This window comes from Roseibium algicola (assembly GCF_001999245.1).
In the GTDB taxonomy this organism is placed as follows: Bacteria; Pseudomonadota; Alphaproteobacteria; order Rhizobiales; family Stappiaceae; genus Roseibium; species Roseibium algicola.
The window spans coordinates 4,737,482-4,752,455 of the sequence record NZ_CP019630.1; the positions used below are offsets into that span (position 1 = coordinate 4,737,482).

General features: G+C 59.6%; 12 protein-coding genes. 8 read left to right on the plus strand and 4 right to left on the minus strand.

Features of this window, described 5'->3' with window-relative positions; translation table 11 throughout:
- Nucleotides 1–25 precede the first annotated feature (25 nt).
- Nucleotides 26–1,051, plus strand: coding sequence for a threonine ammonia-lyase (locus tag B0E33_RS21915; RefSeq protein ID WP_023000650.1), 1,026 nt, complete (start codon nt 26–28; stop codon nt 1,049–1,051).
- A 405-nt stretch (nt 1,052–1,456) separates the two neighbouring features.
- Nucleotides 1,457–2,791 (plus strand): globin-coupled sensor protein, encoded by a 1,335-nt coding sequence (locus B0E33_RS21920; protein WP_167579583.1) that lies wholly within the window; start codon nt 1,457–1,459, stop codon nt 2,789–2,791.
- Between the two features lie 180 nt (nt 2,792–2,971).
- Here B0E33_RS21920 and B0E33_RS21925 read toward each other — a convergent pair whose 3' ends face one another.
- Nucleotides 2,972–4,111, minus strand: coding sequence for a protein phosphatase CheZ (locus tag B0E33_RS21925; RefSeq protein WP_077292417.1), 1,140 nt, complete (start codon nt 4,109–4,111; stop codon nt 2,972–2,974).
- Nucleotides 4,112–4,231: 120 nt separating this feature from the next.
- Here B0E33_RS21925 and B0E33_RS21930 point away from each other — a divergent pair, with 120 nt between their 5' ends.
- On the plus strand, nt 4,232–5,410 hold the full coding sequence (locus B0E33_RS21930) for an MFS transporter (RefSeq protein WP_055655304.1): 1,179 nt from the start codon (nt 4,232–4,234) through the stop codon (nt 5,408–5,410).
- Nucleotides 5,411–5,545: 135 nt separating this feature from the next.
- On the opposite strand, the gene dgcA is transcribed toward B0E33_RS21930, so the two are convergent.
- On the minus strand, nt 5,546–6,529 hold the full coding sequence (dgcA, locus tag B0E33_RS21935; RefSeq protein WP_077292418.1) for an N-acetyl-D-Glu racemase DgcA: 984 nt from the start codon (nt 6,527–6,529) through the stop codon (nt 5,546–5,548).
- Nucleotides 6,526–7,539, minus strand: coding sequence for an N-acetyltransferase DgcN (gene dgcN, locus B0E33_RS21940; RefSeq protein WP_062488239.1), 1,014 nt, complete (start codon nt 7,537–7,539; stop codon nt 6,526–6,528). The genes dgcA and dgcN overlap by 4 nt, the downstream gene beginning before the upstream one ends.
- A gap of 125 nt (nt 7,540–7,664) precedes the next feature.
- On the opposite strand from dgcN, the gene B0E33_RS21945 reads away from it, so the two are divergent.
- From B0E33_RS21945 to B0E33_RS21965, 5 genes are all read left to right on the plus strand, one after another.
- Nucleotides 7,665–8,813, plus strand: a complete 1,149-nt coding sequence (locus B0E33_RS21945; RefSeq protein WP_023000656.1) for an ABC transporter permease — start codon at nt 7,665–7,667, stop codon at nt 8,811–8,813.
- 7 nt (nt 8,814–8,820) lie between these two features.
- Nucleotides 8,821–9,630: an ABC transporter ATP-binding protein gene (locus tag B0E33_RS21950; protein WP_023000657.1), complete on the plus strand. Its 810-nt coding sequence runs from the start codon at nt 8,821–8,823 to the stop codon at nt 9,628–9,630.
- Between the two features lie 10 nt (nt 9,631–9,640).
- Nucleotides 9,641–11,647, plus strand: coding sequence for an MlaD family protein (locus B0E33_RS21955; RefSeq protein ID WP_077292419.1), 2,007 nt, complete (start codon nt 9,641–9,643; stop codon nt 11,645–11,647).
- Between the two features lie 26 nt (nt 11,648–11,673).
- Entirely contained in the window at nt 11,674–12,279 is a 606-nt protein-coding gene (locus B0E33_RS21960; protein ID WP_023014540.1) for an ABC-type transport auxiliary lipoprotein family protein, read from the plus strand.
- A gap of 225 nt (nt 12,280–12,504) precedes the next feature.
- Nucleotides 12,505–14,028, plus strand: coding sequence for an SH3 domain-containing protein (locus B0E33_RS21965; protein WP_167579584.1), 1,524 nt, complete (start codon nt 12,505–12,507; stop codon nt 14,026–14,028).
- A 5-nt stretch (nt 14,029–14,033) separates the two neighbouring features.
- On the opposite strand, the gene B0E33_RS21970 is transcribed toward B0E33_RS21965, so the two are convergent.
- Nucleotides 14,034–14,948 (minus strand): AraC family transcriptional regulator, encoded by a 915-nt coding sequence (locus B0E33_RS21970; protein WP_077292421.1) that lies wholly within the window; start codon nt 14,946–14,948, stop codon nt 14,034–14,036.
- Between the last annotated feature and the right edge of the window lie 26 nt (nt 14,949–14,974).

Consider the following 14,974-nt stretch of genomic DNA (forward strand, 5'->3'; position numbering starts at 1 on the left):
TGTTTGACGTTTAGAGCGAGTTCCGATGACGAATATGCAATCGCTGCCTGTGTCTGAAGCAGGTTCGAAGTTGGCTGGTAAAACCGTTTCCATAGAGGATGTTGAAGCTGCAGCGGAGAGGATCCGAAGCGAGGCGCTGGTGACACCGCTCCTGAGACATCCGTTGCTGGATGAGGTAACCGGGGCAACTGTCGTCGTGAAACCGGAAAACCTGCAACGCAGCGGCTCGTTCAAGTTTCGCGGCGCCTTCAACCGCCTCAGCCTCATCCCGCCGGCAGACCGACCCAGGGGCGTTGTGGCCTGTTCGTCCGGAAACCACGCGCAGGGCGTTGCTGCAAGCGCGCAGCTGCTCGGCATGCCCGCAACCATCGTCATGCCGTCGGACGCTCCAAGGATCAAGCTGGAGCGCACACGCGGCTACGGGGCGACCGTCATCACTTACGATCGTGAGACTGAAGACCGTGACGCGATTGCAGGCGACCTGTGTTCCAAGTCAGGGGCGACGTTTGTCCACCCCTACAACGATGTCGGTGTCATCGCAGGGCAGGGTACAGTCGGACTGGAGATGGCAGCCCAGGCAGCTGCGCTGGGCCTGCATCTGGACGATGTGCTCGCCTGTACCGGCGGTGGCGGATTGTCCAGCGGCATTGCCCTGGCGCTGGAAGCCAAGTCGCCCGGTACGGTCTTCCATACGGCTGAACCGGAGCTGTTCGACGACTACAAGCGCTCGCTTGACGCCGGTGAGCGGCTCTCCAATGCCGTAAAGACCGGCTCTGTCTGCGATGCGCTCCTGTCCGATTCGCCGGGTGATATCGGCTTTTCAATTCTAAGCCGCGTTGCGGGCGAAGGCGTGACTGTCACGGACGAGGAAGCTCTGGCTGCCGTCGCCTTTGCGTTCACCGAACTGAAGCTCGTCGTTGAGCCCGGCGGAGCCGTTGCACTTGCAGCACTTCTGGCCGGAAAGCTGCCTTTCAAGGGCAAGACCGTCGGTATCGTTTTGACGGGCGGAAACATCGATCCACAAATGCTAAAGACTGCGCTTTCCCGTTAACGCGCCTTTAGGGGGCTACCCGCTAGAGCGGTTCCACAAGCATGGCTTGCCGAAGTCGGGTGGAGGAGACCGGACCAGGCAGTCCTGTTTGCCTTTTCGTCGGGACGGCGCGAACAGGGCTGCTGAAAATTGAATTCCAGCGTGGATTGCCAGGCAACGGCGCCGCGTCTTCTCCTTTCATCACCTGAACATTGCCAGCGTACCGATGCATCGAGCATGGCGCGGAACGCCTTGTTGTGCCTTTAAACAGCCCGCATGGGTTCGCGAGGGAACAGGTGACACGTGCTTTATTGAATCAGGATCTCCTGCCTCTTCACTGTGAGGCTCGGAGATCCGGCAACTGAAGAGCGATCAGCTCACGGGCCCGTCAAACCGGACCTCCATCGGCTGATCCAAGAGGCATTCATGCAGACAAACACCTTGAAAGATCGGCTGAAGTTTTTCCGTTTCACGGACGAGGATCGGGCTGTGGCCCAGTCCATGTGGCCGGCAATCAAGGAAGCCTTGCCGACCGTTCTGGACGGGTTCTACGCACACGTTAAAACCGTGCCGCATCTGGCGGCACTGGTCGGTAACCAGCAGTCGCGCCTGGTGAAGGCACAGATGAGCCACTGGGAAGGGCTGTTTGCAACGGGCCCGGATGAAGCCTACCACAAGCGCGCTGTGCAGATCGGCCTCACACATGTGCGGATCGGCCTCGATCCCAGCTGGTACATCGGTGGCTATTCCTTCGCCCTCACGCAACTGACGGAGACGGTCCTGAAGAAGCGCTTCATGTCGACCGGCAAGCGCGTTCGGGCCATGCAGGTGATGACGAAGCTGGTCATGCTGGACATGGATGTCGCGATCTCCACCTATCACGAGAAAATGGTGGCAGACGCTGTCGGACGCGAGACCGAACTGAAGGCCGCCATCCAGGAGTTTCAGGGCGTTCTGGGCGGTACGGTCGGCACGCTTGGCGCGGCATCCGAACAACTTGAAGTGTCTTCGGGCAGTCTGCGCCGCGAGACGGGCTCCATCGGCGAGCGGATGGTCAAGATGGACAACACGTCTGCCGAAACCGCAAGCGGTGTCCAGTCAAGCGCGACGGCAACGGAGGAAATGTCCGCTTCCATCACCGAGATCGGTCGCCAGGCAGGCCAGTCCCGCGAGATGGCACTGAAGGCCGTGGAAGGTGCACGCAGCACAAACGACTCCGTAACGAAACTTGCCGGCTTCGCGGATCAGGTCGGATCAGTGATCGGGCTGATCTCTGAAATTGCCGAACAGACCAACCTGCTGGCACTGAACGCCACCATTGAAGCGGCGCGTGCCGGGGAAATGGGCCGCGGATTTGCGGTTGTCGCAGCCGAAGTGAAGGAACTCGCCAGCCAGACCACCAAGGCGACGGAAGAAATCACCGAACAGGTCGCCAGCATTCAGCAGGCGACCAGACAGTCTGTGCAGGATATCGAAGGCATCACCTCGATAATCGGTGCCCTGTCCGAAATCGCGACCGGCATTGCCTCCGCGGTGGAGCAACAGGCGTCGGCAACGGCAGAAATCTCGGCCAACGTCCAGATCGCTGCACAGGGCACCCAAGCCTTTACCGACGAGATTACCGCTGTGCGCGGGTCGGTCGAAAATGTCGAGGGGACTGTCGGCACCATTCAGGACATGTCGACGGCGCTGAAAGACCAGGCCGGCCAGCTCGGCCAGCAGGCGGAACAGTTCTTCGCCAAGATCAATTCCGGCCGCTGACCGCCACCTTGCTGTCCCGGCCTTGCGCCGGGACCTCGGAGGCAAAGGGTCTTCCGCTCGCGCGCCCCGGCTCCCCGATCCCGGAAATCCGTAGCGTTCCATCCGCAAGAATCGATAGGAGCGGCAATAAAAAAGGCGCCGTAACGGGCGCCTTTTTCGAAAATCCTGCCGGATGCAGACTTAGTTGAAGAGTGCCTGGCGCTCGGCTTCGGACAGCTGTTTCAGCGGATCTTCACCATCTTCTTCACTGACTTCCTCGGTCAGCTCCCATTCGGCGTCGGCCTCGGCTTCGTCTGCCGCTTCATGAGTGCCACCACCCACTTCGCTGTCGAACAGGCGTTCGATGGCAGCTTCATCCAGAGTGGCGTCCGGGTCGGCACCAGCGAATTCGTCGTCTTCTTCCTCTTCGTCGGCAGCAGGAGCGGAGGCGAACATGTCGTCGATAGCGGCTGCGTCCATCGGCTCGTCACCGCCGGCCATGATGGCATCGACGTCGGCTTCGCTTGCCATGATGGCATCAACATCAGCTTCGCTGGCATGCTTCGGAGCTTCTGCCGGGGCTGCTTCCGCGCCGGTTTCCTTCAGTGCGGCGTCAAACACGTCGTCGCTGACGGACATCAGCTCATCAACGTTGTTCTGGGAAACGCCGCCCGCAAGCTGCGGACCGTTCAGGAGATGTGCATCCGGACGAGTGTCGACCGGGCCAGCCGTTGCTTCGGCTTCCAGCTCCTGGATGCCCCAGATGTTGATCATCAGGTTGATGCGGCTTTCAAGATAGCGCAGTACCTGAACAACCTTGTTGGTCCGCTGGCCGGTCAGATCCTGGAAGGAACAGGCCATGAAGATTTCGGTCGCCTTGGCATCGATGTCGTCGCACACGGCATCGTCCGCACCATTCTCGCGCAGGACCCAGGCCTTCTCCTGAATCTGCTCTGCAGCTTCCAGAATGGATTGGGTCGCGCCTTCGGTCTGGGTGACGATGGCATCGAGTTCGTGAGAGGCGTCGACAAAGCGGTTGCTTTCCTCGCCTTCCGCCTTGATGTTGGCAATCTCGGCCTTGGTACGCTCGATAGCCTCGTGCATGTCGGCAATGTCGAGACGGATCTTGTCGAGATCCGGCACCTTGCGCTGCCGGGTCATCATTTTCTCTAGCCGGCCAATCGCGGTCAGGATCTCGGTGGTTTCCGGGGTCTTGTTGCGATTGAGAAACTCTTTCAGAAACCTGCGCCCGCGATCGGACTCCATCAGGGTCTGTTCGAGAGTCTGGTATTCGGCTTCGCCGATCAGCTCCGGCTGTTCCTGTGCTGCTTCCGCTTTCATGTGGACGCGAATCTCAACTTGCCTAAGGGTCGTTTATTGCCGTAACACGGACAACTTCGCCCCCAAGGTAAGGCGGAAAACGTTAACATCCTTTTAGGGCGCTACTTCGCCCGGTATCCCATGTCGCTCGACCGTTCCAGTATCAGCAGCCGTGTCTCGGCCCTGTTCGCCAGCCATTTCTTCGGCGTTGGCCTGTTTCTGCCGTTTATTCCGGTCGTGCTCGGGTTTCGCGGGCTGACAGCGGCTGAAATCGGATTTGTTCTGGGGATAGGCACGATTGCCCGGATCGCGGCAAGTCCGCTTCTGTCGAATCTCTCCGACCGCACCGGCCAGCGCCGTCTGTCGATCCTGATCTATTCGCTGGCCGCCGCGTTTTTCATCGGGCTCTACTTTCTGCCGTTAGGGCTGGTGTTCCTGTCCGTCGCGGTGATCGGCTACATGGTCATGAATGCGCCGGTGGTGCCGCTCAGCGATGCCTATGCGCTGGATGTCCAGCGCAATACGGGAGCGGATTACGCCCGCATGCGGCTATGGGGTTCAGCCGGTTTCGTGTTTGCCAGCATCTTCGGAGGTTCGTTGGCTGCGGAAGGTACGTCCTGGCTCATCGTGGTTGCCGTCGGCCTTGCGTCCCTGGCAACGGGTGCTGTTGCCATGTCGCTTCCCCGGCAAAAACGTGGTGAAACGCCTTCCGAAGCGGCTGACGGGACTTCGGACGACCACAAGGACACGCCGTTCAAAAGCGTCTGGTTCTGGCCGCTGTTGATGGTGCTTGGATTGTACCAGGCGAGCCATTCAGCCTTTTACGGCTTCGGGACGCTTTACTGGCAGGCGATGGATGTCCCTGACTTTGCGATCGGTCTCTTGTGGGCGACGGGTGTTGCGGCTGAAATCGCCCTGTTCACGGTTGCCGGAAAACTGGCACAACGGTTTGATCCGCCAATCTTTCTGCTGGCCGCCGGGGTGGCGGCAACCTTGCGTTGGCTGCTGTTCCCCTTCGCCGACACGCTCCCCGCCATGGCTGCCTTGCAGACTTTGCACGGCCTATCTTTCGGCGCGGCCCATCTGGGGGCCGTCGCGATCCTTGCACGGGTCGTGCCGAGCCGTTGGGCGGGAACGGGGCAGGGGCTGCTTGCGACTTCCGTAGGCATCCAGATGGCGATCGGCCTCAGCATTTCCGGCGCCATTTACGAGATCAATCCGGACTGGCCCTTCTTCGTGATGTCTGTGGTTGCGGCAATCGGCACGCTGTTGACACTGGCGATGACGCCAATGCTGCGAAATCGCATGGCGGCGGAGTGAGGTTGGGGAATGTCCGTATTCTCCCGCTGAAGAGGGATTTCAGCGCCCTTCGATAGTGCAGATACGCATGCCCACAAAAAACGCCGGCCCAATGAGAAGGAACCGGCGTTTTTCTGTTTTCCGAGGTCGAAGCGCTTACCCCCACAGCTCCGGCTGAGGCGGATAGAGCGTGCTGCCTTCGAACTTCAGTCCCGGTGAGCGGTCTTCGGCCAGGAGCAGCGGTCCGTCGAGGTCGACAAAATCCGCCTTCTGGGCGATCAGGACCGCAGGCGCCATCGCGAGAGACGTGCCGAGCATGCATCCGACCATGACCTTGAGATCCTGGGCGCGTGCTTCATCGCAGAGCTTCAGCGCAGCCGTCAGACCACCTGCCTTGTCGAGCTTGATGTTGACCGCGTCATATTTTGCGCGCAGCCCATCGATGCTCTTGCCCGGATGAAGGCTTTCGTCCGCGCAGATCACCACACGCCGCTCGAGCCCTGCCAATAAACCGTCGTTCTTTGACGGCAATGGTTGTTCGATCAGGGCCACGCCCGCAGCTTCGCAGGCGGCCATGTTGATCTCAAAGCAGCTTTCGTCCCAGGCTTCGTTGGCATCGACGATCAGGGTGCTTTCAGGAGCGGCAAGGCGTACGGCAGCAATCCGCTCGTCATCACCGGGGCCGGCAAGCTTGATCTTCAAAAGCGGGCGGTGAGCTGCAGCGCGGGTCTTTTCAGCCATCTTTTCCGGCGTGTCGACGCTGATGGTGAAGGCTGTCGTGACCGGCTTCAGCGGACCGACACCGGCAATGTCCGTTGCCGGTGTTCCGGATTGTTTTGCTTCCAGGTCCCAAAGTGCGCAGTCGACGGCATTGCGGGCTGCTCCGGCGGGCATCGCCTCCAGAAGCTGTTCCCGGCTGAGGCCGTTTTTCAAAAGGGGCGCGATTTCCTCGATCTGCGTCTGAACGGTTTCGAGCGATTCGCCGTAACGCGGATAGGGCACGCTTTCGCCATGGCCGGTTGCCTTGCCGTCACTCAGGGTGACGACCACGACCTGGGCATGGGTTCGGGTCTCGCGGGAGATCCTGAAACCTCCCGCGATTTCGAAGCGTTGCGCTTCGATGCTGACCTCAAGGCTCATGGCGCACCGAATTCCGCCGAGACCTTGTCAACGATGGCTTCCATGCCGTAGCGGACCGGATCGGTTGCCGGCAGGCCGTGCTTTTCACCGACCTTTGCCAGGTAAGCGAGGGCCTCATCGTCATCGAGTGCGGTGGTGTTCACCGCAATACCGACGCAGCGGATGTCCGGATTGGTGAGTTTGCCGCAGGCAATGGTCATGTCGATGACCTGCTGGATCGTCGGCAGTGCCGCTTCGACGCCGCGCATCTTGGTGCGTGTCGGTTCATGGCAGACGATGAAACCGTCCGGCTGGGAGCCGTGCAGAAGACCAAGGGTGACGCCGGCGAAGGACGGATGGAACAGGGAACCCTGGCCTTCGATGATCTGCCAGTTATCGGGATCGGTCTCCGGAGAGATCCACTCGGCAGCTCCGGAAATGAAGTCGGCAATCACCGCGTCAAGTGCGACACCGCGGCCGGAAATGAACACGCCGGTCTGGCCGGTGGCGCAGAAGGTGCTGGAATAGCCCCGGTCGTTCATTGCTTTGTCCATGGCAAGGGCGGTGTATTTCTTGCCGACGGAACAATCGGTACCCACGGCCAGGATCCGTTTGCCGGCGCGTTTGGTGCCCTTGCCGGTGGCAAAAGCCATGCTGCTGTGGCGCACGTCGTGGAGCTGTCGACCGTTCCGTTCTGCGGCTTCCTTGATCGCCGGCACGCTGGCAAGGCGCACATGGAGGCCGGAAGCGACGTCCATGCCTGCATCGAGTGCTTCGACGACAGATTCGACCCAGTGCTCCGGCAGGCGCCCACCGGCATTCACAGCTCCGATGATGAACGTCTTGGCGCCAGCTTCCGCCCCTTCTGCAATCGACATGTCGGCAAGGCCTGTGTCGGCGGCGCATCCGGGCATGCGGACCTGGCCCAGGCACCAGTCCTTGCGCCAATCGACGATGCCGATCGCGGTCTTGGCGGCGAGGGCATCGGGAACATCACCGAGAAACAACAGGTAAGGACGTGCAATTTCCATGGATTAAGCTTTCAAGTGGCTGCTGGAGGGTTTACCAACTTCATGGTGAATGACGGTTGGTATTGAACTTCTCCATCAGGTATACGAGGGATGGTGAACCAGCGGCAAGAGGGCAGCCAGCCGGAATGGCATTCTTGGAAAAAAACATCGCACCGGAGATGGTTCTGGAAGCAGACGGGCCGGATCATCAATACCTTGCCCTTTCCGGCGACTGGACTGTCAGCACCATCGCCGACGCAGAAAAAGAGCTGAACAGCCTCACGATCGACAAAAAAAGCCTGACCTGCATCGATGTGTCCCAGATCGAGCATCTGGATACGAGCGGCGCTTGGCTGATCCACCGCACGCGCGGCCGACTGGAATTCGAGGGACGCAAGGTTGGCCTGACCGGTGTCTCTCCCGTCCGCCAGACCCTGTTCGAGGAAATCGAGAGCCACCATCCTCCGAGATACAAGCCTGACAGGAACGGATTTTCCATTGCCGGCTTCCTGGAGGCAACGGGCCGCCAGATGGTGGACGTCTATCACGACGCCCTGGCGATGCTGCATATTCTCGGCTCGCTCGGCCTGGTTCTGTCGACAGTTCTGCTGCAGCCCAAACGCCTGCGCAGCATATCGATCGCGGTTCAGTTCGACCGGAGCTGCATTGGAGCCGTGCCGATCGTCGCGCTGATGAGTTTTCTCATAGGCGCCATCATCTCGCAGCAGGGTGGCTTCTACCTCAGGCAATTCGGTGCCGATATCTTCGTGGTCGACCTTGCAGGCATCCTGGTCCTCAGGGAAATCGGCGTGATCCTGACCGCCATCATGGTGGCAGGGCGCTCGGGATCCGCCTTCACGGCGGAACTTGGGGCGATGCGGATGCAGGAGGAAGTCGACGCACTGCATGTGATTGGCCTTAGCGTGACTGAAGTCCTTGTTTTGCCACGAATTCTGGCGCTAATGATTGCTCTGCCGATCCTGACGTTCATTTCGGATCTTGCGGCGCTGCTGGGGTCCGGCATCGTGACATGGGCCTATCTGGACATTCCACCGGCCGCCTTCTTGACCCAGTTGCAGGCGGCAATCACGATCAATACGCTGGTCGTGGGGCTGGTGAAGGCGCCCTTCATGGCACTGATCGTCGGCCTGATTGCCTGTGTGGAAGGGCTGAAAGTCGAAGGCTCCTCCGAATCTCTTGGCCGTCACACCACCATGTCGGTGGTGAAAGCGATTTTTCTAGTCATCGTGGTGGATGGTTTCTTCGCCATATTCTTTGCCGCGATTGGAGTTTGACCGACCGATGACGCCAAGCCAAAGCGTGACGCCTGCAAAAGAGACCGCCGCGACGGGCGAGAAGTCGGACAATGTCCTGTCCGTGCGCGACATCACCGTCGGATTCGGTTCCAAGATCATTCTGCAGGATCTCGACCTGGATGTGCGCCGGGGCGAGGTGCTTGGTTTCGTCGGTGGATCGGGAACCGGCAAGTCGGTGCTTATGCGCACCATCCTGGGCCTGACTCCCAAGCGAACCGGGCAGATTTCGGTTTTCGGACACGACCTGTCGACCGCGAGCCCGAAGGAACGCACGGCAATCGAACGCCGCTGGGGGGTACTTTTTCAGCAGGGCGCGCTGTTTTCCTCGCTTTCGGTCAAGCAGAACATTCAGGTGCCGATGCGGGAGCACCTGAAACTTTCGCCGCAATTGATGGACGAACTGGCGACCCTGAAACTGGAACTGGTCGGGCTGCCGCAAGATGCCGCCGACAAGCTGCCGTCTGAACTTTCAGGGGGAATGATCAAAAGGGCCAGCCTGGCTCGCGCCCTTGCACTCGACCCGGATTTGGTGTTTCTGGACGAACCGACGTCCGGACTCGATCCGATCGGGGCGGCGGCCTTTGATTCGCTTATTGCAAATCTCAGTTCGACCCTCGGACTGACCGTTTATATGGTCACCCATGATCTTGATAGTTTGCATTCTATCTGTGATCGGATTGCTGTTCTTGGGAAAAAGCGGGTTCTGGCCATCGGCACGATGGACGATATGATGAAAAATGATGATCCCTGGATTAAATCTTACTTCAGGGGTGAACGGGCCCTGCGCCGAGTATAGGTTGGACTGAATGGAAACCCGCGCGAACTATATTCTGATCGGCGCCTTCATGGTCGCAATCCTGATCGGTGCGTTCGGCTTTGTGTATTGGCTCGCCGTCACCGCGGAATCCAGGCAGAATGTTGAACTGAAAATCGTCTATCCCGGACCTGTGACGGGGCTTCCGGTCGGGGGGCAGGTGCTTTTCAACGGCATCAAGGTCGGCGATGTGAAATCGCTGGACTTTGCACCGGGGGATCCGACCAAGGTTGTGGCCACCGTTGGCATCAAGCCCTCGACGCCCTTGCGCGAAGATACCAAGGCAACACTGAATTTCACCGGCCTGACAGGCGTCGCCTATGTCGACCTCAGTGGCGGATCATCTGAATCGCCGCTTCTGCTGAGCATGTCCGACGACCAGGACGAGGACAAAGTTCCGGTCATCTACGCCGAACGGTCCTTTTTCGATGACATCGTTGATGGCGCCCGCGATGTTCTCAAGCGTGCGGATTCGACCATGAAGACGGTCGACGACCTGCTGAAGGACAACGGCCCCGCAATCACCGAGATCGTCAACAACGCCGAGACCTTTTCCGCCGCGCTGGCCGCCAATTCCGATGGCGTGAAGGATTTCATGGCCAGCATCGGCAAGGCTTCCGATGCGTTTTCCAGCCTGTCCGGCCGGCTTGAGACGCTGGTGCAGGAAGGTGAACGCCTACTGGCTGCCGTGCCTTCCGACAAGGTCACCGCCATTGTCGATGACCTTTCCAAGTTTTCTGCAAGTCTCGGCAAGGCCAGCAGCGACATCGATCTCCTGATGGCCGATGCCCAGAGCGCGGCCAAGGAACTGCAGACCTTCACGGTGAACCTGAATGAAGGGCTGGATCGCGTTCACAAGATTGTTGGCGCGGTTGATCCTGAAGATGTCCAGAAGGTGGTGCAAGGGGCCGCAGCCCTTGGCGAGGTGCTGCAGAAGCGCACCGGGGACATCGACAAGCTGATCAGTTCCACCAGCGAAACCATGCAGAACGTCAATGCAGTGGTGGAAAACATCCGGAACCAGGAAGGCGCGATCAAGGATATCGTGCAAGGCGGGCGTGATGTCGTGGTCAAGGTGGATGCCATCATGACGCGCGGCGTGGAAATTGCCGCTGCCATTGATCCGCTGAAGGTCGAGGAAGTGGTTGCCAATGTCAGCACCTTCACCGACAGCCTCAATGCATCGCTGGGTAAGGTCGACGAGCTTGTGGCGAGTGTCGATCCGGAGAAGGTCAGCAAGGCCGTCGACAATGTTTCCAGCATCATCGACAACTTCAACAATCAGCAGACGCAGATCAACGAGATCATCGCTTCCACCAAGTCCACCGTTCAGAACTTCGAGGCGGTTTCAGCGACGGTTCGTGGCCAGGATGACCGGATCGCGGCGCTGATTACGGATGTTCAGGCGGCGGCCGAACGTTTTGCGACGACGCTTCAGACCGCGAATGACCTGATGAAGGCCGTGGATCCGGAAAAGGTTGCGAATATCGTCGGTTCCGTCGAAACGGCGACAGCAGGTCTTGCAAATCCGGAAGACGGCATTCCGGCCATCCTGGAAAGTGCCCGTAAGGCTGCGGACAACGTTCAGCAGATGACGGACGATCTTTCGAAGCGGACACCTGACGTCGACCAGATCATCACCGATGCCAAGCAGATGACCGCGACGCTGAATTCCACCTCGGTGCGCGTCGAAAGCCTGGTCGAGAAGGTTTCCACCATGGTGGACGGCGATGGTGAAGGCTTGATCAAGGAAGCGACGTTGGCCGCGCAGGCAATCCGCAAGGTTGCGGTTGCGTTTGAAAGCCGGGCAGATTCGATCGCCGGCGGGCTTTCCAAGTTTGCGACCCAGGGCTCTGCGGATTTCGCCGCGGCGCTGGCGCAGGTTAACCGGACACTGATCTCGATCCAGCGGGCGGCGGAAAGCTTTGAACGCAGTCCGAACCGGGTGATCTTCGGCGGTGAAGATGTGCCGACATATTCCGGCGGGCGGCGCCGGTGAGACTGAATGTGCAGAGGCAGGGGCGTATGACGAAGGCAACCACTGACATGACCCGCCGGGGCGTCTTGACCGCTCTCGGGCTCGGCGTGCTTGTGTCCGGATGCGCCAGTTCCGCGCCGTCGGCCTATTACAGCATCGGTGCGGCTGACGTCGGTGGCCTTCAGGGCCGGTCCAGCCGCGTTCAGGTTCTCGTTTCCGCGCCCCGGGCACTGAAAGCGCTCGACACCAGTTACATCGCGGTTGTCGACAAGGGGCCGGTCTACAGCTACTTCCCGGATTCTGCCTGGGCCGACACGCTACCCAACGTGGTGCAGCTGAAACTGGTCGAAACCCTGCAAAACACCAACCGCCTGCGCGGGGTTGGTCTGCCGGGCGACGGCCTGTTGATCGATTATCAGCTCCAGACGGAAATCCGTGCCTTCGAACTGCAGGTGGCGGGGGCCAATCGCGGTGTCGTCGAAATTTCGGCCCGCATCGTCAACGACCGCAACGGTCGCACAGTTGCCAACAAGGTCTTCCGGGCGGAAACGTCTTCCGGTAGCACGACCGTCGACAAGGCGGTCGAGGCCATGAACGCTTCAGCGGACCGGGTGTTTGCAGAAATGGCTGCCTGGACGCTGCAGAACGTCTGAGGCGTGTGCCCTTAACAGCCGCAATTGGAAACCTTATCCGCATGTTACCTCCGGCTCTCATGCGGCGGAGAATGATCCTCGTTCTCCGGTGTGCGCTTGTTTGCTTGATGCAGTTTGACATCCAGCGTCCTGAAAAAATAATCGTTGCCGTCTTCCCTATCTGGGGGCAGTGAACAAGGCGGCTGCCTGCTAGTCAGGTGGCCAATGTTCAACGTGAGACGAAACATGACGAGAGTTGCGGGTGATCTCTGGTGCAAGGCTGGTGCCGTGCTTTTCATTGTTCTGCTGGGGGCGTTTTCCATGCCCTTTGCAAATGCAGCCGACTTCAGGCTGCGGCCGGATCTCGAGCCGCACCTGAGAAGCCTCAAGCTTATCTATCCCCCTGAAGGACCGCACAGCGTTCTGGCGCAGCTTCCGAACTTGGAAGACGGGGAGGTTAGGCAGATCGATCAGTTTGCGCTTTATCCTGCGGAACCGGAAATGGGAACGCATGTGATCGAGCTTTCAGGCCCGATCGTAAAGGGGGATGCCGGCAAGTTGTCTGCCTTTCTGGACAGCATAAGTGGCCCGTCGATGCGCTACCTCGTTTTCAACAGTCCTGGTGGCGATTTCCTCGAAGGGTTCAAGATCGCTGACAGCATCCGGTACAATCTTGAAAGTCAGGACCCGAACATTGGTGGTGTCTTCGTACTGAAGAACACCAGCTGTGTGTCTGCCTGTGCTCTGGCATTCTCCCTGTCCGTGGACATGGTGCACCCCTTTGCCAGCGATGCCAGATATGTCGAAAAAGGCGCGGAACTGGGCTTTCACATGGCATATCTTGCCGGAGATCAGGGCGCGCAGGTCGAGCGTATCGACAAGATCCTGGCCTTTGGCTACCAGGTGACCGAACAATACAGCAAGCTGATTGGCTTCAACATCAATCCGCCTGAGCTGATGATGGAAGCCCTGAAGCATTCGACGGCAGACAGCTTCTTCTATCTGCGCGGCGGAATTAATACCTGGAATCTCGGCTTTTCTCCCGTTTCCAACGAAGCTGAAGCAAACCTTGTCCATGTGGGAGATGGTGTCGATTACGATGCCAACGAAATCTGCAATGCCGTCAACGTGGCGGGGCGATCCTTCAAGGCCTACTATGAGGTCGCCGACCTGTTTCAGTTCATGAACTCGGAGTTCTCGCTTTTGGACTTGAAAGCTTTGAAAGGCAGAACGGCAACCCTCTATACCGATACGTTCTCGTGCCAGCTGTCGATGACGCCAGAAGGGGCTCTGTCCGTTGCACTCTGGCGTGGCAAACCTCTTTGTCTGCAACAGGGCCCCGGAAACGAGGAGGTCGACGGTGGCTTGCAGGGCTGGTGTGCTTCCAGGAAAGTCGTTTCAGCCCCTGTAACGCTGGGTCTGATGGGGAACGTCCTTGGGTGCTCGGACAACAGGCTTGTTTCCAAAAACAGCTGGGCTGGCGAAAACGGTGGCCCGTCCGGCCGGGTGAAAAGCAATGTGAATTTCCGCTCCAGCCCTGATGTGGGTGGGCAGGTACTGGGTATGTTACCTGCCGGCGCCACGCTCTCCTTGACCGGTTGCATGATCCGCGGAGACAAGGTCGGCATCTGGTACCAGGGACAGTTCGAAGGGCAGACAGGTTGGGTCAGCGCCCGGTACATATCGCCGAACCTTTACTACGAAGCCGGTCAATTTCTGCCGATTACGCGCCGGGTGAAGCCATCCTGGGAGGGGTTCTCGGAACAATAGACGGTTCAGGTCGTTGCACCTGCCTTGCCGTATCTGACGGGCGGGCAGCCAACGTGCCGGGTAAAGGCTGTGCTGAAGGCGCTGGTGGAGCCATAGCCGGTGCGGCTGGAAATCTCGCCGATGCTGTGGAGGCCTGAGCGCAGCATGTGCTTGGCTAGCGTCATGCGCCAGTTGAGCAGGTAACTCATTGGCGGCAGGCCGACAATGCGGTTGAAACGGGTAAAGAACGCGGAGCGGGAGAGGCCTGCCTCGCCGGCAAGCGCCCGGATCGACCAAGGCTGTTGCGGCGCGCCGTGCATGGCACGCAGGGCAGGGGCGACCCGAGCATCCGCCAGGCCGCTGAGAAGCCCGGTGGAAGCGGTGGACTGGACGCTTGAACGGAAGGCCTCGATCAGGAGGACCTGCAGAAGGTTTTCCAGCACCACATCCCTTGCAGGGCGATCGGCTCGTGCCTCGTCGCGTACCAGGGCTGCCAGCGACGCCAGACGATCTTCGCCGCGCACAACCACCATCTCCGGCAGAAGAGAGACCAGCAGTTCGGCATCCGGGCTCCCGAAGCTGCAATGGCCAACCAACTGCTGAACCTGGGGCGGGGATTCACGCGGGTCCAGCATGCCGACGCGCACAACACCATCTTCCCCGTAAACAGGCTGGCTGAAATAGCCTGGAGGTGGTGGCGGATCGAGACTGGTGACAGTCAGCCCGCCAACGGCGGGCAGCAGCGCAAAATCGCCCGCTGACAATATCACCGGTGCTCTTCCGTCCACTTCCAGGTTGAGCCGCCCCATCAGCACCAGGCAATAGAACGCTTCGTTGACATCGTCCCGTCGCACCCGGAAGGGGCCGGAGGCTTCCCCGATTTTCGAGAAGGGGGCTCTGGGCCGCAGAAGTGTGATCACTTCGGACAGGGGATCTGCCATTTCGGACTTTCGATAAAAAGACTGAG